Consider the following 22,205-nt stretch of genomic DNA (forward strand, 5'->3'; position numbering starts at 1 on the left):
CTAAGGGCATCAACCATGACCATGCCCGCACCGACAGACCCGTTCTTCGTCGTCCTCCTGGGAGGCGCGCTCCAGGCGACGCCGCGCGTTGCCGCGGATGTTGCGGGCGCGCGTTTCGTGGCCGCCGATGGCGGCATGCGCCATGCGGCAGCACTCGGCGTGAGGCCGGAAATCTGGGTCGGCGATTTCGATTCCACCCCGCCGGAACTGCTCGACGCCTGGCCGGATATCGAGCGCCAGCCCTATCCCGTCGCCAAGAACGAGACCGATGGCGCCATCGCCGTCTCCGTCGCCATCGAGCGCGGCGCCAGGAAGATCGTGCTGGCCGGCGCGCTGGGCGGCGAGCGCTCCGACCATGCGCTGATGCACCTCATCCATGCCGTCTCGCTGGAAGAGCAGGGTTTTGCCATCAAGCTCACCTCCGGCACGGAGGAGGCCTGGCCTCTCCTGCCCGGCACGCGCGAGATCGACCTGCCGAAGGGCAGCCTGTTTTCCGTACTCGGCCTCTCGCCGCTTGCCGGCCTCGATATCGGCAACGTGCGTTATCCGCTGAAGGACTTTTCCTTGCCCTTCGGCTCGTCGCGCACCATTTCCAACGTCGCGGAAGGCCCGGTTCGCCTTTCGCTCGCCTCCGGCCGCGCGATCTTCATCGCCCGGCCCTATGACCTTTCAGGAGCCTGACCCTTGGCACCGCCCATCCTCAAACTCGACGATATCTTCCTGAGCTTCGGCGGCACGCCGCTGCTAGCCGGCGCCAGCCTGCAAGTGGAGCCCGGCGACCGCATCTCCCTTGTCGGCCGCAACGGCTCGGGCAAGTCGACGCTGATGAAGATCGCCGCCGGCCTGGCGGAAGCGCAGTCCGGCGAGGTGTTCCGCCACCCGTCCGCCACCATCCGCTACCTGCACCAGGCGCCGGATTTCGACGGCTACGAGACGGTCGCCGCCTATGCCGAAGCGGGCCTCGGCCCGAGCGACGATCCCTACCGCGTCACCTACCTGCTCGAACATCTGGGGCTCACCGGCGCCGAGCACCCGGCATCGCTTTCGGGCGGCGAGGCGCGCCGCGCCGCACTCGCCCGCGTCATGGCCCCGGAGCCGGACATCCTTCTGCTCGACGAGCCGACCAACCATCTGGACCTGCCGACCATCGAATGGCTGGAAGGCGAGCTGCAATCGACCCGCTCGGCCCTCGTCGTCATCTCGCACGACCGCCGTTTCCTCGAAAAGGTCTCCAACGCCACCGTCTGGCTCGATCGCGGCCAGTCGCGGCGGCTGAACCGCGGTTTCGGCCATTTCGAAGCCTGGCGCGACGAGGTGCTGGAAGCCGAAGAGCTGGAACAGCACAAGCTCGGCAAGGCGATCGAGCGCGAGGAGCACTGGCTGCGTTACGGCGTGACGGCGCGCCGCAAGCGCAACATGCGCCGCCTCGGTGCGCTGCACGACCTGCGCTCGCGCTATCGCGGCCACAAGGGGCCACAGGGCAGCGTGCAAGCGAGCGCCTCCGACGCCCAGGAATCCGGCAAGCTGGTGATCGAGGCGGAAAAGATCACCAAGAATTACGGCGAGCGCACCATCGTCGCGCCCTTCTCGATCCGCGTGCATCGCGGCGATTGCATCGGCCTCGTCGGCCCGAACGGCGCCGGCAAGACGACGCTGCTCAAGATGCTGACCGGCCAGCTCGCGCCCGACAGCGGCACGGTGAAACTCGGCACCAACCTGGAAATCGCCACGCTCGACCAGCGCCGCGAGGACCTGAACCTCGACGACACGCTCGGCCATTATCTTACCGACGGCCGCGGCGAGACGCTGCTCGTCAACGGCGAGCAGCGCCATGTCACCGGCTACATGAAGGAATTCCTGTTCCAGCCCGAACAGTCCCGCACGCCGATCCGCAACCTGTCCGGCGGCGAGCGCGCCCGCCTCATGCTGGCGCGCATCCTGTCACGCCCGACCAACCTCTTGATCCTCGACGAACCGACCAACGACCTCGACATCGAGACGCTCGACCTGTTGCAGGAGATCGTCGCGTGCTTTGCCGGCACCGTGCTGCTCGTCAGCCACGATCGTGACTTCCTTGACCGCACCGTGACATCGACCATCGCGCCTGCCGATCCGGAAAACCCGGACGGCCGCTGGATCGAATATGCCGGCGGCTATACCGACATGATGGCGCAGCGCCGCGGCGCAATCGAGGAGAAGCGCCGGGCGGACAAGGCCGAGAAGGCGAAAACGGTCGACACCGCGGCGCCTGCGGAAGCCAGGGGCAAGGCGAAACTCTCCTACAAGCAGAAATTCGCGCTCGAAAACCTGCCGAAGGAGATGGAGAAGACGGAAAAGGAAATCGCCGCCCGCGAGGCGAAGATGGCCGATCCCGCGCTCTTCACCAAGGACCCCGCCACCTTCAACAAGCTTGCCGCCGAGATGGAAAAACTGCGCGCGTCCCTCACGAAGATGGAAGAGGAATGGCTGGAACTGGAGATGCTGCGCGAGGAGCTGGAGGGCTGATATAGGCCTGTTCCATTCGAAACAGCGCAGATAAGGGCGATGTGGGAAAGTCTGATCACTGGATGAGAGGAGCTCATCCTGTAACCCGAAAGAGATCAGGAGAGTCCCATGCGCAAGTTCATTATGTCTGCAGTCGTCGCCGTCGTCGCTGCTGTTTCCTTCGCCGCCCCGTCCGAGGCCGGCTACTACGGTTACGGTCACAAGAGCTACGGCTGGAAGAGCCACGGCTACGGCCACCATGGCTACAACCGGCACTACCGCGTCAAGCGTCACTACGGCGGCTACTACGGCCACCGTTGGGGCGGCCACTGGGGCGGCAAGGTCTACTACAAGAAGCGCCACTACAATTACTACTAAGCGCTTGACGCTTTGAAGGAGCAAGGCCCGGATGCCGACCGCATCCGGGCCTTGCCCGTTTCCGGGGACGGATTGATTCGCACGGAAACTAGCGCTATCTAAAACGCTCGTGGTGATTTGGCCGGCCGGCTTGCAGCCACGTTAAACAAGTTGCTAAAGGGCCGCGCGAGGAAGACCTTACGTGGACCGGTTGCGACACTGTTGCGGCCGGTTTTTGTTTTTCGATCGAGTGACCCATGCCCATCAAGATTCCCGATACGCTTCCCGCCTTCGAAACCCTCGTCAACGAGGGCGTGCGGGTGATGACCGAGACGGTGGCGATCCGCCAGGATATCCGCCCCTTGCAGATCGGGCTGCTCAACCTCATGCCGAACAAGATCAAGACCGAAGTGCAGATGGCGCGCCTCGTCGGCGCCTCGCCGCTCCAGGTGGAGCTGTCGCTGGTGCGCGTCGGCGGCCACCGCGCGAAGAACACTTCGGAAGACCACCTGCTCGCCTTCTACGATACGTGGGAAGAGGTGCGGCACCGCAAGTTCGACGGTTTCATCATCACCGGCGCGCCAGTGGAGACGCTCGACTACGAGGACGTCACCTATTGGGACGAGATGAAGCGCATCCTCGACTGGACCGAGACCAACGTGCATTCGACGCTCAATGTCTGCTGGGGCGCGATGGCGGCGATCTACCATTTCCACGGCGTGCCCAAGCACACGCTGGAGGAAAAGGCTTTTGGCGTGTATCGCCACCACAACAGAAAACCGTCCTCCGTCTATCTGAACGGCTTCTCCGACAATTTCGAGGTGCCGGTCTCGCGCTGGACGGAAGTCCGCATCGAGGACATCCATGCGGTGCCCGGGCTCAACATCCTGCTCGATTCCGATGAGACGGGCGTCTGCTTCGTGCAGGAGAAGGCCGGAAACCGCCTCTACATCTTCAACCATGTCGAATATGATTCGACCTCGCTTGCCGACGAATATTTCCGTGATGTCTCGGCTGGCGTGCCGATCAAGCTGCCGAAGAACTATTTTCCGCACAACGACCCGTCGCTGCCGCCGCAGAACCGCTGGCGCGGCCATGCGCATCTGCTCTTCGGCAACTGGATCAATGAAATCTACCAGACCACGCCCTATGATCTGGAAAACATCGGAACAGGAGCCCGATCATGAGTCGTGTCGTCATTCGCCCCCTGCACACCGACGATGAAGGCGAATGGCGGCGCCTTTGGACCGCCTATCTCTCCTTCTACGAGATGGTGCTGCCGGAAGAGATTTTCGCCACCACCTTCGCCCGGCTGACCGGCGAGACGGCCGACGGCGAGTTCCGCGGCCTCATCGCCACGCTGGATGGCAAGCCGGTCGGCCTGGCCCATTACCTCTTCCACCGCTCGTGCTGGACGGTCGGCAATGTCTGCTATCTGCAGGACCTCTATGCCGACCCGGAAGTGCGCGGCTCCGGCATCGGCCGGGCTTTGATCGAAGGCGTCTATGCCAAGGCGAAGGAAGCGGGTTCGCCGGAAGTCTACTGGATGACGCAGGAATTCAACGCGACGGCGCGCCAGCTTTACGACCGCATCGCCGACAAGACGCCCTTCATCATCTACCAGAAATCCTTCTGAAGGCCCCTCCGAAAAGTATGATTTTTTCGGTTGCGGGCGACAGGGAATTGCAGCAGGTTGCCGCGCGTTGAAAGCCGGCGGAGGAGAGGCAAGCGTGGGTGCAGGCAATGAAATCTTCTGCCGCCTGGAAAATGGCGAGACGGTCGAGCGCATCACGATCAAAGGCGGCGGGCTCACCGCCCATGTGCTCACCTGGGGCGCGGTCATCCAGGACCTCCGGCTCGAAGGCCACGACGCACCGCTCGTCCTCGGCTTCGAAGACCTCGTCGCCTACCGCGAGCATTCCCCCTATTTCGGCGCGACGCCCGGACGCTGCGCCAATCGCATCGCCGGCGGCCGGTTCTCGATCGACGGCCAGGATTTCCAGCTCGAACGCAATGAGCGCGGCGTCACGCACCTGCATGGCGGCAGCGATGGCACCGGCCGACAGAACTGGCACGTCGCCGGCCAGGGCGCCGACTTCGTCACGCTGACGCTGACCGATCCCGCCGGCCGCGCCGGTTATCCCGGCACCTGCGCCCTCAGCTGCACCTACCGGCTCTCGGGCGATGGCGTGCTCGCCGTCACCTACGAAGCGACGACGGATGCGCCGACGCCCGTCAATCTCTGCCAGCACAGCTATTTCATCCTCGACGCCAGCCTTGACGCGCTCGGCCACGAGATCCGCCTCCAGGCCGAGCATTACCTGCCCGTCGACGAAAACCTGATCCCGACCGGAGAGATCCGCCCCGTCGCCGGCACGCCATTCGACCTGCGCGACTGGACCCCGCTCCGCCGGCAGACCGAAGAAGGCAGCGTGGCCTTCGACCACAATTTCTGCCTCTCGACCGCGCGGCAGGCAAAACGCCCGGTGGCCGAGGTCCGCAGCCCCCTCTCCGGCATCACGCTTTCCGTGCTGACGACCGAGCCCGGCGTGCAACTCTACACCGGCGCGAAGGTCGCCCCGCCCGTACCCGGCCTCGACGGCCGCCGTTACGGCCCGTTCGCCGGCTTCTGCCTGGAAACCCAGACCTGGCCCGACGCCATCAATCACGAAAACTTCCCGAACGCCGTGCTCAGGCCCGGCGAGACGCTGCGGCAAGAAACCGACTACATATTCCGCAAGGGCTGAGGCAAGAAAAAGGGCCAGTTCTTCGCTGGCCCTTTCGCGTTCAGGCCGGCTGCGGCTGTGCTTCCGGCACCTTGGGTTCGCGGATCGTCACCACGGCGAGCGCGCCGATCAGGCAGAGCAGGCCGGCGATGAAGAAGGCTGGCAGGTAGGTTTCATAGGCCGTCCGGGTGAACCCGGCGCCCCAGGCGGCGAAGGCGGCGCCCAGCTGGTGGCCGGCGAAGACCCAGCCGAAGATGATGGGCGCCCGAGACCCGAAGCGATCGATGGTGAGCTTGATGGTGGGCGGCACGGTCGCGACCCAATCCAGCCCGTAGAACACCGCGAAGATCGACAATTCGAAGTAGCTGAAGCTGGTGAACGGCAGGTAGACCAGCGACAGCCCGCGCAGGCCATAATACCAGAACAGCAGGGAGCGGCTGTCGAAGCGGTCGGAGAGCCAGCCGGAGCCGATCGTGCCGGCAATGTCGAAAATGCCGATGATCGCCAGCATGCCGGCCGCCGCCACCGCCGCCATGCCGAAATCGCTGCACAGCGAAATGAAATGCGTCTGAACCAGCCCGTTCGTGCTGGCGCCGCAGATGAAGAAGGTTCCGAACAGCACCCAGAAGGTGCGCGTCTGCGCCGCCTCCATCAGCGCCGTGATGGGAGAGGCCAGCATCGCCGAAAACGTCTGGCGCGGCGGAGGCGCCGTCGGTAGCCCGCCTGTTGCGCCATTGGGCACAAGGCCGACATCGGCCGGATAGTCGCGCATGAAGACGAGCACCGCGATCATCGCCAGGAACAGCATCGCGAGAATGACGGTGAGCGCCTCCCGCCAGCCAAGGCTTTCCGTCAGCGACGCCATCATCGGCAGGAAGACCAGCTGCCCGGTCGCCGTGCTCGCCGTCAACAGGCCGACGACGAGACCGCGACGGGTGGCAAACCAGCGCGTGGCGATCGTCGCCCCGAGAACCAGCGCCGTAAGCCCCGTGCCGAACCCGACGACGACGCCCCACAGCAGCATGAGCTGCCAGAGCTCCGTCATGGCGAAGGAACCGAGAATGCCCGCGCCGATTAGAAGGAGTGCGGCGCTCGCCACCTGCCGAACCCCGAACCGGTTGATGAACGCCGCCGCAAACGGCCCCATCAGCCCGAACAGCACGAGGCGAATGGCAAGCGCGGAGGATATCTCCGACGTGCTCCAGCCGAATTCCTGCTGCAGCGGACCGATCAGCACGCCCGGCGTACCAACCGCCCCCGCCGTCACCAGCATCGTCAGGAAGGTGACCGCCGCCACCACCCAGCCATAGTGAATGCCGCGCCGGGCGCAAAAGCGCGAAAGCGCCGTCGTCCCGGCGAAAGACATGTCGTTCTGCATGAAACATCCAATCTACGGGTAGATACCCGCTTCAACGCCAAAAAATCACAGCAGGCTATTCAATTCCGTCAGAAGCGCCAGTTTTTCCGGCCCCAGACGCCCCGCCACATCGTCCTGGCAAGCCTCCCACAGCGGCACCGAAGCCCGAAGCGTCTCCACCCCCCGTTCGCTCAACAGCACCAGCGCCTCGCGATGATCGTCCCCCTGCCCGAACCGGACCAGCCCCATCCGCTCAAGAACCCGCACATTGCGTCCCAGTGTCGAGCGATCCAGCTCCAGCTGCCGCCCCAGCTCCGTCAAACTCACCGGCTGCCGCCGCTCGACATTCCGGAGCAGCGAAAACTGCGCAATATTGATCCCCATCGGCTCAAGCGCATCATCATAGAGCGCACTCAACTTCCGATTGGCCATCCTCAAACGATTGCAATAACACGGTGCCGACATAATGCGGGTATATGCCCGAAACAACATCGAAGTCAAGCGGGTCGCCTTGACGCCAGCCGCACCGAAGGCCAAAACGCACAAAAGCCCCGGCGAACCGAGGCTTACACGTCTTGGAAGAATGGAGCGGGTGAGGCGATTCGAACGCCCGACCCCAACCTTGGCAAGGTTGTGCTCTACCCCTGAGCTACACCCGCTCATCGTCGACGGCCTGGGGTAGTCGGTGGCCGAAGGTCGCTGCGTTGCGGCGACGGGCGCTATATCGCTCAAGCCCTTTCCAAATGCAACAGGGAAATGTCAGTTTTTGCAGAAAAAATCGCGATGACTTTCAAAGTCGCGGATTTTCAGGCGGTTGCGCGCGGGCGGCGGACGTCCTATCAGCGGGCAGGACCAAATCATGCCGGGACGCGCCAAATGACCGACACGCAGCCGAAGACCGACAAGGATCTTTTCCAGTTTCTCGATGGGCTCGGCATCGCCCACAGCACCAAGGAGCACGCGCCGGTCTTCACCGTCGCCGAATCAGTGGCGCTGCGCGACGAGATCCCCGGCGGCCATACAAAGAACCTCTTCGTGAAGGACAAGAAGGACAACTATTTCCTGATGACCGTCGAGGAACATGCGACTGTCGACCTGAAGACGGTGCACACGATCATCGGCGCGTCGAGCCGCGTTTCCTTCGGCAGGCCGGAGAAGCTGATGGAATATCTCGGCGTCATTCCGGGCGCCGTCACCGCCTTCGGCGTGATCAACGATGCGGGAGGCCAGGTGAAGATCATCATCGACGCCGACTTGATGGCCTATGATACGATCAACGGCCATCCGCTGCGCAACGACGCGACGACCTCGATCGGTTCGAAGGATCTTCTGCGCTTCATCGAGGCGACGGGACACGAGCCGCTTGTCTTGAAAGTCACGTCCTGACATACGATTTGAGGGGCGGTACTTTCCGGGCCGGACATGAGGATCGAAGGCGCGACGCGCGCGCCACAGGAGCAGACCATGAGTGCAAGCGACAACCCCTATGCATCGTCCTATGGCGGGCAGATGAACGTTTCGGCGAGCTATGGCGGCGGCGCGGCACCGGCGGTGGACGACAGCGTCAAGGACACGACAACGGCGAATTTTTCCCGTGACGTTCTGGAGGCCTCGCGCCAGCAGCCCGTGCTCGTCGATTTCTGGGCGCCCTGGTGCGGCCCGTGCAAGCAGCTCCAGCCGATCATCGAAAAGGTCGTGCGCGAGAGTGCCGGCCGGGTGAAGCTCGTCAAGCTCAACATCGACGACCATCCCTCCATTCCCGGCCAGCTCGGCATCCAGTCCATCCCCGCCGTCATCGCCTTCGTCGGCGGGCGGCCGGTCGATGGCTTCATGGGCGCCGTGCCGGAAAGCCAGGTGCGCGAATTCATCGACAAAGTCGCCGGCCCCGCGGGCGCCGACGAGAAGGCCGAGATCGAGGCGCTGCTTGCCGAAACCAAAACCCTGTTCGACGCAGGCGACCTTGCCGGTGCTGCTGATCTCTACGGTGCGCTGCTTCAGGCCGATCCGGAGAACCCGCTGGCGCTGGCCGGCATCGCCGAATGCATGATCGCCGCCGGCCAGCCGGAAAACGCCCGCCAGATCCTCGCCAATGCACCGGAGGCGGTTGCCGCCGATCCGGCCGTCGCGGCGGTCCTCAAGAAGCTCGACCAGATCGAGGAGGCGCGCAAGCTCGGCGATCCGGCCGCGCTCGAACAGGCGCTGGCGCTGAACGCGGACGACCATGCGGCGCGGCTGAAGCTTGCCAAGATCCGCAATGTCGAGGGCGACCGCCAGGCGGCGGCCGATCACCTGCTCTACATCATGAAACACGACCGCACCTTCGACGACGATGGCGGGCGCCGCGAGCTGCTGCAATTCTTCGAGGTCTGGGGACCGAAGGATCCGGCGACGATCGCCGCCCGGCGCAAGCTGTCGTCGATCCTGTTTTCCTGAGGCTTTTTTGCCGCGGAATGGCACGGGTCCCTTGAGAAACGTCGCGCCTACCCCACATTGCGGGGAGGCGCCATGGCGAAGGGCGGGCGATGTTTCGCCGTGCTGCGGAATGGGCCGCGGAATGGGAAGGCAATGCCATGCATGTGGGAAATGCGCGTTATCTGAAGCCGGCGGACCTGCCTGAGGCCATCCCCGTCTTTCCGTTGACGGGTGCCCTGCTGCTGCCCGGCGGGCAGCTGCCGCTCAATGTCTTCGAGCCGCGCTACCTCTCCATGTTCGACGACGCGCTCGCCTCGCACCGGCTGATCGGCATGGTGCAGCCGGTCTTCGGCGCCGACAAGGTGGACGATGCCTCGAGCGAGACGCCAGCGCTCTGCCAGGTCGGCTGCATCGGCCGCATCACCTCCTTTGCCGAAACGGGCGACGGGCGCTACATCGTCTCGCTCACCGGCGTGTGCCGTTACCGGCTCCTGGAAGAGCGGCGCGACGACAAATCCTATCGCAGCTTCCACATCGCTCCCTTCATTACCGACCTGACGGCAAGCGACGACGAACAGAGCGTCGACCGCGACGCGCTGCTGGCCGCCTTCAAGGCCTATCTTGACGCCAACAAGCTGGAGGCGGACTGGGAGAGCGTGGAGCGCGCCAGCAACACCACGCTGGTCAATTCCATGGCGATGATGTCGCCCTATGGCCCGGCGGAAAAACAGGCGCTGCTGGAAGCGCCGGACCTGAAGACGCGCGCGGAAACCCTGATCGCCATCACCGAGATCGTGCTGGCGCGCGAATACGGCGACGTCGACACGATGCTGCAATAGGGTGCCCGCGATGAATGCTAGCACCAGCCGGGTCGATCCCAAGCTGCTCGAACTTCTCGTCTGCCCGCTGACCAAGGGCCGGCTGAGCTACGATGCCAAGACCGGCGAACTCATCTCCGAAAAAGCGAAACTCGCCTATCCGATCCGCGACGGCATTCCGATCATGCTGATATCGGAAGCCCGCGAAATCAAGGATTGAGTGTCGCTCGTCAGCTCTCCTCCGTCATGGTCGGGCTTGACCCGACCATCCATGCCGCGAGTGCCGGGTGGATCCTCGGGTCAAGCCCGAGGATGACGGCGATAGATAGCGGGCTTGAGCAATAAGCCGTGAATCAGATTCTTTGGCCAATCAGCATGCGCGGATGCCCGCCGCCGGAGGTGCCTTCGGCCTGGCGGATGAAGAAGGATTTAAGGCCCGGAAGGCGATCGACGACGCCGAGGCCGACATCGCGCAGCACGCGCAGCGGCGTCACGTCGTTGGAGAACAGACGGTTCAGCACATCGGTGGTGATGCCCATGCGCACCGTATCGAAGCGGCGCCAGGTCTCGTAGCGCTCCAGCACCGACGTCGCGCCGATATCAAGGCCGAGACGGTCGGCCTCGACGATCGTTTCGGCGAGTGCCGCCACATCCTTGAAGCCGAGATTGAGGCCCTGGCCGGAAATCGGGTGGATGCCGTGCGCGGCGTCGCCGGCAAGCGCGAAGCGTGGGCCGACGAAGGCGCGCGCCAGCGTCAGGCCGAGCGGGAAGGCGCGGCGGCCGCCGGCGACCTTGAGCGGGCCGAGCTTGTGGCCGAAGCGGCGCTCCAGCTCTTCCTCGAAGACCAGGTCGTCGCTTTCCACGAGGCGACGGGCATCCTCCGTGCGCTCGGTCCAGACCAGCGAGGAGCGGTTGCCGGTGAGCGGCAGGGTGGCGAAGGGGCCGGCGGGCAAAAAGTGTTCTTCCGCGGTGCCGTCATGCGGGCGCTCGTGCTCGACCGTCGTGACGATGCCGGACTGGCCGTAGTCGAAATGCACGGTCTTGATGCCGGCCATGTCGCGCAGCTTCGAGCGCACGCCGTCGCAGGCGACGAGCAGGCGGGTCTGGCGCTCGGAACCGTCGGAGAGGCGCACGGTCGTCGCGTGCAGGCCGGTGGCAAAACCCTCCGCCGAGGTCGACCAGCGCACGGCAATGCCGAGGACCTCGGCCTGGCGCAGCAGGCTGCCCGTCATGGCGCGGTTCGGCACCATATGGGCGAAGGGCTGGCCATCGTCGCCGGAGCCGGCACCTTCGAACGTGAGGAAGACGGGGCGCACCGGATCGGCCGTGCGCGAATCGGTGATGACCATGCGGCGGATCGGCTCCGCCTCGGGCTCGATCTCGCTCCACACGCCGAGCACGTCGAGCAGGTTGCGCGCGGCGGCCACAATCGCCGAGGCGCGCTCGTCCTTCTGCCAGACATGGTCCGGCGCGCCGTCGACGACTTCGACGGCGAGATGCGGCGCGGCTTTCTTGATGGCGACGGCGAGCGACAGGCCGACATAACCGCCGCCGGCGACAAGCACGTCGAGCATGGTGCCTTCAGACATGGTCTTCTCCTGGCCGCTTGAGGTCTCCTGCCCCTCTATATAGAGGAGGAAGTACCGTATTCCTACCTTGGGGAGCCACGTCCAAATGTCGCGCCAGCCCGCAAAAAACCCCGCCATGGACCTCCTGCTGGAGACGCTCGACCTCGAACGGCTGGAAACCCGGCTGTTTCGCGGCAAGAGCCCGCAGGTCGGCTGGCAGCGGGTCTTCGGCGGGCAGGTGATCGGCCAGGCGCTGGTTGCGGCGACGCGCACGGTGGAGAAGGAAGGCCGCTTCGTGCATTCCCTGCACGCCTATTTCGTGCGGCCGGGCGATCCTTCCGTGCCGATCATCTACGACGTGGAAAACATCCGCGACGGCGGCTCCTTCGCCACGCGCCGGGTCGTCGCCATCCAGCACGACAAGCCGATCTACTTCATGACCGCCTCCTTCCAGGACGACGAGGACGGTTTCGAGCACCAGGCACAAATGCCGGACGTGCCGCAGCCGGAAAACCTGCTCGGCGAAGCGGACCTCAAGGAACGCTTCATGACCGAGGCGCCGGACCATATCCGCGCCTACTGGCAGCGCCCGCGGCCGATCGAGCTGCGTCCCGTCTCGCTGGACCATTATTTCTCGCGTGACAAGCTGGAACCGCGCCAGAACATCTGGGTGCGCACCACCGGCCCGGTGCCGGCCGAGCGCCACCTGCAAGCCGCGGTGCTCGCCTATCTCTCCGACATGACGCTGCTCGACACATCGCTCTTCGCGCATGGCACCTCGGTGCTCGACCGCACGCTGCAAGTGGCGAGCCTCGACCATGCCATGTGGTTCCACCGCCCGCCGGTGCTCGACGACTGGCTGCTCTACAGCCAGGACAGCCCCTCGGCCTTCGGCGGGCGCGGCATGACCCGTGGCGCAATTTTCACCCGTACCGGCACCCTCATTGCCTCCGTGGCCCAGGAAGGGCTGATTCGGAAAAAGGCAACTGACTAAATTTTGCCCATTATTCCAATAGCGCCTATTTTTTGACCATATGCGCTGGTGAAATTTTGCGCCGCAGCATGGCGTGTATTTTTATTGCAATCATTTCAGTTGATTAGAGACGCCGTTCGAATCTGGCACGCCCCTTGAATGTGTAGCTCTCAGTCGTTGCGGCGAAGGTTGCCAACGGCAAGGAGAGATGGCCCCGGCTGGGGGAACAAGCACGAAGGATGGGAAACCAGATGAAAATTGTGATGGCCATTATCAAGCCGTTCAAACTCGATGAGGTGCGCGAGGCCCTCACCACCGTTGGCATCCAGGGCCTGACCGTGACGGAAGTGAAGGGTTACGGGCGCCAGAAGGGGCATACGGAAATCTACCGCGGCACCGAATATGCCGTCAGCTTCCTGCCGAAACTGAAGATCGAGATCGCCGTGCCTGCCGACCTCGTCGACAAGGCGGTCGAGGCGATCGCGTCTGCCGCCAAGACCGGCCAGATCGGCGACGGCAAGATCTTTGTCTACTCCATCGACCATGCCGTGCGCATCCGCACCGGCGAAACCGATTCCGAAGCGCTCTAAGCAACCGGCATATTCAGGGAGCATTTTCAAAATGTCGTCATTCAAGCCTTCTCATACCCTCGCCCGCGTGGCTGCTGCCACCACGGCCATGCTTGCGCCGGTTGTCGCTTTCGCGCAGGAAACCGCGCCCGCCGCCACCGAAGCCGTCGCCGCAGCCCCCGTTCCGGACAAGGCGGATACCGTCTTCATGTTCCTGTCGACGCTGCTCGTCTTCTTCATGCTGATCCCGGGTCTCGCACTCTTCTACGGCGGCCTGGTGCGCGCTAAGAACATGCTGTCGGTGCTCATGCAGTGCACCGTGATCGGCGCCATGATGATGATCATCTGGGTCGTCTACGGCTATTCCTTCGCCTTTGGCGGCTCGACCAGCGCCTATTTCGGCGGCTTCGCCAAGATGTTCCTGTCGGGCGTGACCGTCGATAGCACGGCCGCAACCTTCTCCGACGGCGTCGTCATTCCGGAATATATCTTCATCCTGTTCCAGATGACCTTTGCCGCGCTGACCCCGGCGCTCATCATCGGCGCCTTCGCCGAGCGCATCAAGTTCTCGGCCGTCCTGCTCTTCACGGCGCTCTGGGCCACCTTCGTCTACTTCCCGATCGCCCACATGGTCTGGGACGCCAACGGCCTGATCTTCGGCATGGGCGCCCTCGACTTCGCCGGCGGCACCGTCGTGCACATCAATGCCGGCGTGGCAGGCCTCATCGGCGCGATCATGGTCGGCAAGCGCACCGGCTTCGGCAAGGACATGATGGCTCCCCACTCCATGACGCTCACCCTCGTCGGTGCCGCCATGCTGTGGTTCGGCTGGTTCGGCTTCAATGCCGGCTCCAACCTTGAAGCTTCGGGCGGCGCGGTTCTCGCCACCGTCAACACCTTCGTCGCAACGGCCGCCGCAATCCTCGCCTGGTCGCTCGTCGAGACGTTCACCCGCGGCAAGGCTTCGCTGCTGGGTGCGGCTTCCGGCATGATCGCCGGCCTCGTCGCCGTTACCCCGGCTGCTGGCTCCGTCGGTCCGTTCGGCGCCATCGTGCTCGGCCTCATCGTCTCGCCGGTCTGCTACTTCTTCGTCGCCGTCGTGAAGAACAAGTTCGGCTACGACGACACGGCGGACGTCTTCGGCGTGCACGGCATCGGCGGCCTCATCGGCGCGCTCGGCACCGGCATCTTCACCGCCCCGTCGCTCGGCGGCACGGGCGGCGCGGATTTCTCGATCGCCTCGCAGTTCATGACGCAGCTCACCGCCGTCGTCATCACCATTGCCTGGTGCGGCATCGTCTCGGCGATCCTCTACAAGGTGGTCGACATGATCGTCGGCCTGCGCGTCACCGTCGAAGCCGAGCGCGAAGGCCTCGACCTCTCCTCGCACGGCGAAGCGGCCTACCACTCCTAAGGGCTTCGTGGCGGCTCCAGCAGCCGCCGCAAAACGTCCCGTCGCGGTCATAGGAAACTATGCCGCCCTTGGCCCGGACCTAAAAAGTCCGGGCCTTTTTCGTGTCCCAGGCCGAAACCGGGGCCACGAAAGCGGCATGGTTAACATGCCATTAAGGCTTCCTTCGTAGGGTTCACAGTCAGGCACATCCGCGAATCGCGCGGAATCGGTGCGGTTTTCCTTGGACGGACTATAGGCTGTAACCATGAGCAGAAGCATCTCGGCAGGACTGGATAACCGTCACGACCGCTTCGTTCTGTCGGCATTCGTCTGGCGACAGTTGCAAATCCTGTTCGGGCTCTGCACCTTCCTCGGCCTTGCCTTCGCGGTCGCCGCACTCTCCACCTGGAACGTCTCCGACCCGAGCCTCTCCTATGCCTCGAGCGGCGCGCCGGCCAACATCCTCGGTTATCCCGGCGCCGTCTTCGCCGATATCTTCATGCAGTTCTTCGGCATTGCCAGCGTCATCGCGCTGCTGCCCGTCGTCGCCTGGGGACTGGCGCTGATCAGCGGCCGGCGCTTCAACCGCGTGCCGCAGCGCGCCGGCGCCTGGCTCGGCGGCGCCATTCTCGCCTCCGCGGCGCTCGCCTGCGTGCCCGCACCCGTCACCTGGCCGCTGCCGACCGGGCTTGGCGGCGTCTTCGGCGACATGATCCTGCGCTTCCCCGCCCTCTTCACCGGCGCCTACCCGACCGGCCTCTTCGCCAGCATCCTCGGCGGCATCATCGCCATCCCCGCCGCCTGGCTGATGGTTTTCGCCGCCGGTCTCATCGGCTCCGTCACGATCGAGGACGAAGAGGATTTCGCTCCCGTCCCCACACCGAGCCGCGCGCGCACCATCGCCGAGGAAAACGAGGACGACGACGACCGGGAAGGCCCGCTCACGGTCTTCGCCGGCGCCATGACGCATGCCTGGTACACCGGCCATGCCCGCATGCGCCGCCTCTTCGGCCTCGCCAACCAGCGCCGCAAGGCGCGCGGCATCGAGCAGCCCTATGATTTCAACGAGGATGAGTTCGGCACGCTGAACGAGCCGGTGCGCGCCCGCACCCCTTCCCGCGGCGCCTCCGAGCGCGTCGAACCGTCGCTCGACGGCCGCCGCGTCGTCGTCGCCCCGCCGATGGCAGGCGACGAGGACGACGACCTGCCCTTCGACAGGGACGACGAACCGATGCGCCGCCCGAGCGGCATCCTGCCGGACGACGATGCCGACGACGTCGCCGCCGACTGGGCGCCGCGCCGTGCACCGGCCCGCCAGCCGCTGCCCGCCACAACAGCCCGCGTCGTGCCGCCCGCCGCCCGGCCCAAACCCGGCCAGCGCATCGAGCGCGAGGCGCAGACCTCCTTCGTCGGCCCGGACGGTTTTGCGCTGCCGCCGATCCACCTGCTCGCCGAGCCGAAAGGCCAGGTGCGCGACACCACGCTGTCGGCCGACGCGCTGGAGCAGAACGCCCGTATGCTGGAAGGCGTGCTGGAGGATTTCGGCGTCAAGGGCGAGATCATCCATGTCCGCCCCGGCCCGGTGGTCACGCTCTACGAACTCGAGCCGGCACCCGGCATCAAGTCCTCGCGCGTCATCGGCCTTGCCGACGACATCGCCCGCTCGATGAGCGCGATCGCCGCCCGCGTCGCCGTCGTGCCCGGCCGCAACGCCATCGGCATCGAGCTGCCGAACCAGAGCCGCGAGACCGTCTACCTGCGCGAACTCATCGCCAGCCGCGATTTCGAGACCTCAAAGGCCAAGCTCGCCATGGCGCTCGGCAAGACGATCGGCGGCGAGCCGGTCATTTCCGACATCGCCAAGATGCCCCACCTGCTGGTGGCCGGCACCACCGGCTCGGGCAAGTCGGTCGCCATCAACACCATGATCCTTTCGCTGCTCTACCGGCTGAAGCCGGAACAGTGCCGCCTGATCATGATCGACCCCAAGATGCTGGAACTCTCCGTCTATGACGGCATCCCGCACCTGCTCTCCCCCGTCGTCACCGATCCGAAGAAGGCGGTCGTCGCCCTCAAATGGACGGTGCGCGAGATGGAGGAGCGCTACAAGAAGATGTCGAAGATCGGCGTGCGCAACATCGACGGCTTCAACAGCCGCGTAGAGCAGGCGCTGGCCAAGGGCGAGCAGATCAGCCGCACCGTGCAGACCGGCTTCGACCGGCAGACCGGCGAGGCGATGTACGAGACGGAGGAATTCGATCTCCAGCCGATGCCCTATATCGTCGTCATCATCGACGAAATGGCCGACCTGATGATGGTCGCCGGCAAGGACATCGAAGGCGCGGTCCAGCGTCTCGCCCAGATGGCGCGCGCCGCCGGCATCCATGTCATCATGGCAACGCAGCGCCCCTCGGTCGACGTCATCACCGGCACGATCAAGGCCAACTTCCCGACCCGCATCTCCTTCCAGGTGACCTCGAAGATCGACAGCCGCACCATCCTGGGCGAACAGGGCGCCGAACAGCTCCTCGGCATGGGCGACATGCTCTACATGGCCGGCGGCGGGCGCATCCAGCGCGTGCACGGCCCCTTCGTCTCGGATGGCGAAGTGGAGGCCGTCGTCGCGCATCTGAAGACGCAGGGCTCGCCGCAATATCTCGACGCGATCACCCAGGACGACGACGAGGATGGCGAGGGCGGCAGCGGCCCGGCCGGCACCGCAAACCTCGAGGATTCGGACGATCCCTACGACCAGGCCGTGGCCGTGGTGTTGCGCGATGGCAAGGCCTCGACCTCCTATATCCAGCGCCGCCTCGGCATCGGCTACAACCGCGCCGCCTCGCTGATCGAGCGCATGGAGAAGGAGGGCCTGATCGGCCCCGCCAACCACGCCGGCAAGCGCGAGATCCTCGTGCCGACGGAAGAGTAAATTTCGGAACGACGACCGGGAACGGGGCGCCGTCTGCGGCGTTCCGCCCGCAAGTTCCGCGTCAGGGCCGGATGCCATTATGGCGCCGTGTTTGGCCCGCATGACACGCAGATGAAGGAGACCAACATGATCCCATCCGAGAAAGGCCACGCGACCGGCATGCTGACCCGCCGTGGCTTCACCTGCCTGATGGCCTTCACGCTCGCAACCGGCCTTTCGGCGCTGGCGCCCGCCGATGCCTCGGCGCAGGCAAGCGGCGCCGCCCAGAAGATCGCCGACCACTTCGCCTCCGTGAAGACGATGATCGGCGAATTCGTGCAGTTCGGCCCGCGCGGCGAACAGACCGGCGGCAAGTTCTACATCAACCGTCCGGGCAAGATCCGCTTCAACTATGAAGAGCCTTCGCCGATGCGCGTGATCGCCGACGGCAAGTCCGTCGTCATCGGCAACCGCAAGCTCAAGACCTGGGATATCTACCCGCTCTCCAAGACCCCGCTCAACCTGCTGCTCGGCGAGAAGATCGACCTCTCCGCCAAGATGGTGCGCAACGTCAAGGAAGAGGCGGATCTGACCACCATCGTGCTCGGTGACCGCAATATGTTCGGCGATTCGACCATCACCATGATGTTCGATCCGAAGACCTATGACCTGCGCCAGTGGACCATCACCGACGCGCAGGGCAAGGACACGTCCGTGATGATCTTCAACGTCAAGACGGGCGTCGCCCTCGACGAGAAGGTCTTCTCGATCCCCTATGACGAGGTCCGCAACAAGGGCGCGAACTGAGAAAGCCGTTTCCGTTTCGTCATGCATGCGCTAAGACGCCCCGGACAGATTTCCGGGGGCAGGCATGGCACTTTCGATTGCGACGTGGAACATCAATTCCGTGCGGCTGCGCATGCCGCTCGTCGAACATTTCCTGACGACCTTCTCACCGGATATCCTGTGCCTGCAGGAAACCAAATGTCCGAACGACCTCTTCCCCTTGAAGCCGCTGAAGGCGCTCGGCTACGAGCACATCGTCTTTCACGGCCAGAAGGGCTATCACGGCGTGGCGACCATTTCCCGCCTGCCGCTGACCGAGATCGTCGAGCGGCGTGACTATTGCGGCGTGGGTGACGCGCGCCATATCTCGGTCGTCTTCCATCACCGGGGCAAGTCGATCCGCCTGCACAATTTCTATGTGCCGGCGGGCGGCGACGAGCCGGACCGCACGATCAACCAGAAATTCGGCCACAAGCTCGATTTCATCGAGGAAATGAAGCTGCTGCACGCCGAAGCCGAGGCCGGCATCTCGTCGATCCTCGTCGGCGACCTCAACATCGCGCCGCTGGAGCACGACGTCTGGTCGCACAAGCAGCTCCTGAAGATCGTCAGCCATACGCCCATCGAGACCGAAGGCCTGATCGACGTGATGACCAAAGGTGCCTGGATCGACCTGATGCGCCGCAAGGTGCCCGCGCACGAAAAGCTCTATACGTGGTGGAGCTACCGCTCGGCCGACTGGGTCGCCGCCGACAAGGGCCGCCGCCTCGACCACATCTGGTCCTCCGCCGACCTCGAACCGCACCTCACCGATATCAAGGTGATCCGCGAAGCCCGCGGCTGGGAACGGCCGTCCGACCATGTGCCGGTGATCGCGGAATTTGATTTCTGATTGAGGTTTGCCCCTCACCCTAACCCTCTCCCCGCAAGCGGGGAGAGGGGACGTGCCCCGAAAACGGTCATTGGTTGAGCAAGCCGGCGCGGCACATCTCCTTCGCCCCGTTTACGAGGAGAAGGTGGCCGGCAGGCCGGATGAGGGGCGTCGCCTCAGGCGAAGCGCCCCGCGAGGCTGCGCATCTCGCTGATCATCGCCGCGAGGTTTTCGCGGATGCGGGCGTCGACGAGCACGGCGACGTCCGGGTATTCCTCCAGCATGCGCCGGAAGAGCGGGCGGTTGATGCGGATGACCTCGCTGTCTTCGGTCGCCACCGCCGTATATTTGCGCTCGACGGCGGAAATCATCGCGAGTTCGGAGAGCAGCGTGCCGGCTTGCGCCGTGCCTTCGTCACGCGTCGAGCCGTCGCGAAGTGTCGAGGTGAGGCCGAACGCGCCCGAGGCGACGACGAAGCCGCAATCGGCGGACGTACCCTCGCGAAACAGCGTCTGCCCCTCGACCAGCCGGCGACGCTCCGCGCCAAAGGCCATCAGCCGTAGCTTGTCGTCGGCGAGCCCTGCAAAGAGCGGCACGCGGGAAAGCAGGGCGATGTCGTCGCTGAGAGCCACGGTGGGCATCCCTCCAAAAGCAATTCCGGGACGGTAAAAACCTTACGGTACGATCTTGTAGCCGCCGTTCTCTGTCACGAGAATCTCCGCATTGGAAGGGTCCCGCTCGATCTTCTGGCGCAGACGATAGACATGGGTCTCCAGCGTGTGGGTCGTGACACCGGAATTGTAGCCCCAGACCTCTTCGAGCAGCACGTCGCGCGTCACCACCTTCTGATCGGCGCGGTAGAGGTAGCGGATGATCGCTGCCTCCTTTTCCGTCAACCGGATCTTCTGGCCGTTTTCGAGCGTCAACAGTTTCTGGCCCGGCTTGAATGTATAGGGGCCGACGGTGAAGGTGGCGTCCTCGCTGCTCTCGTGCTGGCGCAGCTGCGCGCGGATGCGCGCGAGCAGCACGGCGAAGCGGAACGGCTTCGTCACATAGTCATTGGCGCCGGCTTCGAGACCCAAAATCGTGTCCGAATCGGTGTCGTGCCCGGTCAACATGATGATCGGCGCCTTGAATCCGCCCTTGCGCAGCAGTTTTACGGCTTCGCGCCCGTCCATATCCGGCAGGCCGACATCCATGATAAGCAGGTCGATCTGGTTGGCGCGCGCCGTCTGGATGCCCTTGCCGGCGGTCATTTCCTCGAGCGTGGAGAATTCCTCGTAAAGCGAAAGCTGCTCGACGAGCGTCTCGCGAAGGTCGTTGTCGTCATCGACAAGAAGGATGGTGCGGGATGTCATGCTTTACCTCTCGGCATTCCTCTGAAAGTAAGGGAACTGGCGCTTTTGGCAAGCCCGTCCATGGCTTAGCCAGTCAAGTTGCCACAAGGCGCGAATATGGCGGAATGACATGAGCCGGATCACATCTCCTAAACATTGCGTGAAGACCATCCTCGTGCGCCCCGCACCAGGCCGGAAGACCCGCGCCATCGTGCAGGTCGGTTCGTTGCGCATCCCCGCCGCGATCGGCCGCACCGGACGTACCAGCGTCAAACGCGAAGGCGACGGCGCAACCCCCATCGCCGCCATGCCGCTGCTCTCCGGCTTTGTGCGCGGCGACCGCGTGGCCTTGCCGGGGACCACCCTGCCCTTCCGCCGCATCCGGCCCTCCATGCTCTGGTGCGACTCGCCGAGCCACCCGAGCTACAACCGCCTCGTGCGCGCGCCGTTCAAACCGAGCCACGAAGAGATGCGGCGCGCGGACGAACTTTACGACATCTGCCTCGTGCTCGACTGGAACGTCACCTCGCGCCGCCGCAACAAGGGCTCGGCGATCTTCTTCCACCTGATCCGCCCCGGTTACGAGCCGACGGCCGGCTGCGTCGCCATTGCGAAGCGCGACATGCTGCGCATCCTGCCGCATCTGCGCCGCGGCACGGTCGTGCGCGTGCTCTGACGATTTTGGCGGCGGGCGGGCTGAAATGCTGCGCTGCGGGACCTATATCAGCCTCGACCGTCGCCGGGCTGCAAGGCGCCACGGGAAACCCGTCCGGGTTCAAGCACGCCAAACCTTTTTCACGGAGAGATTCTGATGAGCGATCAACCAACAATACTGTTTCATGATGGCAACAGCATTCCCCAGATCGGCCTCGGTGTCTGGCAGACCCCGAACGACACGGCCGTGACCGCGGTCAAGGCGGCGCTCGACAGCGGGTACCGCCATGTCGATACGGCGGCGATCTACGAGAACGAGCAGGGCGTCGGCGAGGGCATCCGCGCCTCCGGCGTCGACCGCGCCGAAATCTTCCTCACCACGAAGCTGTGGAACGGCGACCAGGGCCACGATGCGACGCTGAAGGCCTTCGACGCCAGCCTGAAGCGCCTCGGCACCGACTATGTCGACCTCTATCTCATCCACTGGCCGGCGCCCAAGCGCGGCCAGTTCGTCGACACCTGGAAGGCCTTCATCCAGCTGCAGAAGGAAGGCCGCGCCCGCTCGATCGGCGTGTCCAACTTCTATCCCGAACACCTGCAGCGCCTGATCGACGAGACCGGCATCACCCCGGTCATCAACCAGATCGAGCTGCACCCGGATTTCCCCCAAAAGGAAACCCGCGCCTACCACGAGAAACACCGCATCATCACGGAGTCCTGGAGCCCGCTCGGCCAGGGCACGCTGCTGACAAACCCCGTCGTTGCCGGCATCGCGGCAAAACACGACCGCACGCCGGCCCAGGTCATCACCCGCTGGCACATCGACAACGGCCTGGTGGTCATCCCGAAATCGGTGACGCCCTCGCGCATCGCGGAAAACGTCAAGATCTTCGACTTCAAGCTCGACGACGAGGACATGCAGACCTTTGCCGGCCTCGAAAAAGGCGGCAAGCGCATCGGCCCGGACCCGATGACGGCGAGCTTCTGACCCT

General features: G+C 64.6%; 23 protein-coding genes, 1 tRNA gene and 1 riboswitch. Of the genes, 18 read left to right on the forward strand and 6 right to left on the reverse strand.

From position 1 onward, the window contains the following. Positions 1-21: 21 nt before the first annotated feature. From GB927_RS22725 to GB927_RS22750, 6 genes are all read left to right on the forward strand, one after another. Positions 22-681: a thiamine diphosphokinase gene (locus tag GB927_RS22725; protein WP_256119580.1), complete on the forward strand. Its 660-nt coding sequence runs from the start codon at positions 22-24 to the stop codon at positions 679-681. A 3-nt stretch (positions 682-684) separates the two neighbouring features. Then, entirely contained in the window at positions 685-2,505 is a 1,821-nt protein-coding gene (locus GB927_RS22730; protein ID WP_256119502.1) for an ABC-F family ATP-binding cassette domain-containing protein, read from the forward strand. A 108-nt stretch (positions 2,506-2,613) separates the two neighbouring features. After that, a complete protein-coding gene (locus tag GB927_RS22735; protein WP_256119503.1) occupies positions 2,614-2,862 on the forward strand; it encodes a hypothetical protein in 249 nt (82 codons plus the stop codon). 99 nt (positions 2,863-2,961) lie between these two features. Then, a riboswitch (SAM riboswitch) is annotated at positions 2,962-3,039 on the forward strand. Between the two features lie 59 nt (positions 3,040-3,098). Further along, entirely contained in the window at positions 3,099-4,028 is a 930-nt protein-coding gene (gene metA, locus GB927_RS22740; protein ID WP_256119504.1) for a homoserine O-acetyltransferase MetA, read from the forward strand. Next, positions 4,025-4,477, forward strand: a complete 453-nt coding sequence (locus GB927_RS22745) for a GNAT family N-acetyltransferase (RefSeq protein ID WP_256119505.1) — start codon at positions 4,025-4,027, stop codon at positions 4,475-4,477. Before metA ends, GB927_RS22745 begins: the two co-directional genes overlap by 4 nt. A gap of 94 nt (positions 4,478-4,571) precedes the next feature. Further along, a complete protein-coding gene (locus tag GB927_RS22750) occupies positions 4,572-5,588 on the forward strand; it encodes an aldose epimerase family protein (RefSeq protein WP_256119506.1) in 1,017 nt (338 codons plus the stop codon). 40 nt (positions 5,589-5,628) lie between these two features. Here the strand turns inward: GB927_RS22750 and GB927_RS22755 are convergent, their stop codons facing one another. The 3 genes from GB927_RS22755 to GB927_RS22765 all read right to left on the reverse strand — a co-directional run bounded on the left by GB927_RS22755 (position 5,629) and on the right by GB927_RS22765 (position 7,583). Then, the gene (locus GB927_RS22755; protein ID WP_256119507.1) at positions 5,629-6,945 is read right to left on the reverse strand and encodes an MFS transporter; all 1,317 of its coding nucleotides are present in this window, start codon (positions 6,943-6,945) and stop codon (positions 5,629-5,631) included. Positions 6,946-6,990: 45 nt separating this feature from the next. After that, positions 6,991-7,392, reverse strand: a complete 402-nt coding sequence (locus tag GB927_RS22760) for a MarR family winged helix-turn-helix transcriptional regulator (RefSeq protein ID WP_439655523.1) — start codon at positions 7,390-7,392, stop codon at positions 6,991-6,993. Between the two features lie 116 nt (positions 7,393-7,508). Then, positions 7,509-7,583, reverse strand: a tRNA-Gly gene (locus GB927_RS22765). A gap of 217 nt (positions 7,584-7,800) precedes the next feature. On the opposite strand from GB927_RS22765, the gene GB927_RS22770 reads away from it, so the two are divergent. The 4 genes from GB927_RS22770 to GB927_RS22785 all read left to right on the forward strand — a co-directional run bounded on the left by GB927_RS22770 (position 7,801) and on the right by GB927_RS22785 (position 10,374). Next, positions 7,801-8,310, forward strand: coding sequence for a prolyl-tRNA synthetase associated domain-containing protein (locus tag GB927_RS22770; protein WP_256119508.1), 510 nt, complete (start codon positions 7,801-7,803; stop codon positions 8,308-8,310). Positions 8,311-8,388: 78 nt separating this feature from the next. Next, complete coding sequence (trxA, locus tag GB927_RS22775) at positions 8,389-9,357, forward strand: thioredoxin (RefSeq protein WP_256119509.1); 969 nt, start codon at positions 8,389-8,391, stop codon at positions 9,355-9,357. 137 nt (positions 9,358-9,494) lie between these two features. Beyond that, positions 9,495-10,175, forward strand: coding sequence for an LON peptidase substrate-binding domain-containing protein (locus tag GB927_RS22780; RefSeq protein WP_256119582.1), 681 nt, complete (start codon positions 9,495-9,497; stop codon positions 10,173-10,175). A 10-nt stretch (positions 10,176-10,185) separates the two neighbouring features. Then, entirely contained in the window at positions 10,186-10,374 is a 189-nt protein-coding gene (locus tag GB927_RS22785; protein ID WP_256119510.1) for a Trm112 family protein, read from the forward strand. A gap of 133 nt (positions 10,375-10,507) precedes the next feature. On the opposite strand, the gene GB927_RS22790 is transcribed toward GB927_RS22785, so the two are convergent. Beyond that, positions 10,508-11,728, reverse strand: coding sequence for a ubiquinone biosynthesis hydroxylase (locus GB927_RS22790; RefSeq protein WP_439655524.1), 1,221 nt, complete (start codon positions 11,726-11,728; stop codon positions 10,508-10,510). Positions 11,729-11,828: 100 nt separating this feature from the next. On the opposite strand from GB927_RS22790, the gene tesB reads away from it, so the two are divergent. From tesB to GB927_RS22820, 6 genes are all read left to right on the forward strand, one after another. After that, positions 11,829-12,716 (forward strand): acyl-CoA thioesterase II, encoded by an 888-nt coding sequence (tesB, locus tag GB927_RS22795; RefSeq protein WP_256119511.1) that lies wholly within the window; start codon positions 11,829-11,831, stop codon positions 12,714-12,716. Between the two features lie 218 nt (positions 12,717-12,934). Beyond that, positions 12,935-13,285 carry a P-II family nitrogen regulator gene (locus tag GB927_RS22800; RefSeq protein WP_305112267.1) on the forward strand — a complete coding sequence of 117 codons (351 nt, stop codon included), beginning with the start codon at positions 12,935-12,937 and terminating at the stop codon, positions 13,283-13,285. A gap of 31 nt (positions 13,286-13,316) precedes the next feature. Further along, positions 13,317-14,678: an ammonium transporter gene (locus GB927_RS22805; RefSeq protein ID WP_256119513.1), complete on the forward strand. Its 1,362-nt coding sequence runs from the start codon at positions 13,317-13,319 to the stop codon at positions 14,676-14,678. A 244-nt stretch (positions 14,679-14,922) separates the two neighbouring features. Then, positions 14,923-17,586, forward strand: coding sequence for a DNA translocase FtsK (locus GB927_RS22810; protein ID WP_256119514.1), 2,664 nt, complete (start codon positions 14,923-14,925; stop codon positions 17,584-17,586). 111 nt (positions 17,587-17,697) lie between these two features. Beyond that, positions 17,698-18,372, forward strand: a complete 675-nt coding sequence (locus tag GB927_RS22815; RefSeq protein ID WP_256119515.1) for an outer membrane lipoprotein carrier protein LolA — start codon at positions 17,698-17,700, stop codon at positions 18,370-18,372. 64 nt (positions 18,373-18,436) lie between these two features. Beyond that, complete coding sequence (locus tag GB927_RS22820; RefSeq protein WP_256119516.1) at positions 18,437-19,243, forward strand: exodeoxyribonuclease III; 807 nt, start codon at positions 18,437-18,439, stop codon at positions 19,241-19,243. Positions 19,244-19,398: 155 nt separating this feature from the next. On the opposite strand, the gene GB927_RS22825 is transcribed toward GB927_RS22820, so the two are convergent. Further along, on the reverse strand, positions 19,399-19,854 hold the full coding sequence (locus tag GB927_RS22825) for a cyclic nucleotide-binding domain-containing protein (protein WP_256119517.1): 456 nt from the start codon (positions 19,852-19,854) through the stop codon (positions 19,399-19,401). Between the two features lie 42 nt (positions 19,855-19,896). Next, a complete protein-coding gene (locus GB927_RS22830; protein WP_256119518.1) occupies positions 19,897-20,580 on the reverse strand; it encodes a response regulator transcription factor in 684 nt (227 codons plus the stop codon). Between the two features lie 109 nt (positions 20,581-20,689). Between GB927_RS22830 and GB927_RS22835 the strand changes: the two genes are divergently transcribed. Further along, complete coding sequence (locus GB927_RS22835; RefSeq protein ID WP_256119519.1) at positions 20,690-21,235, forward strand: L,D-transpeptidase family protein; 546 nt, start codon at positions 20,690-20,692, stop codon at positions 21,233-21,235. 135 nt (positions 21,236-21,370) lie between these two features. After that, on the forward strand, positions 21,371-22,201 hold the full coding sequence (locus GB927_RS22840) for an aldo/keto reductase (protein ID WP_256119520.1): 831 nt from the start codon (positions 21,371-21,373) through the stop codon (positions 22,199-22,201). Positions 22,202-22,205 lie beyond the last annotated feature (4 nt).

The organism is Shinella lacus (assembly GCF_010994755.1).
Lineage (GTDB): Bacteria > Pseudomonadota > Alphaproteobacteria > Rhizobiales > Rhizobiaceae > Shinella > Shinella lacus.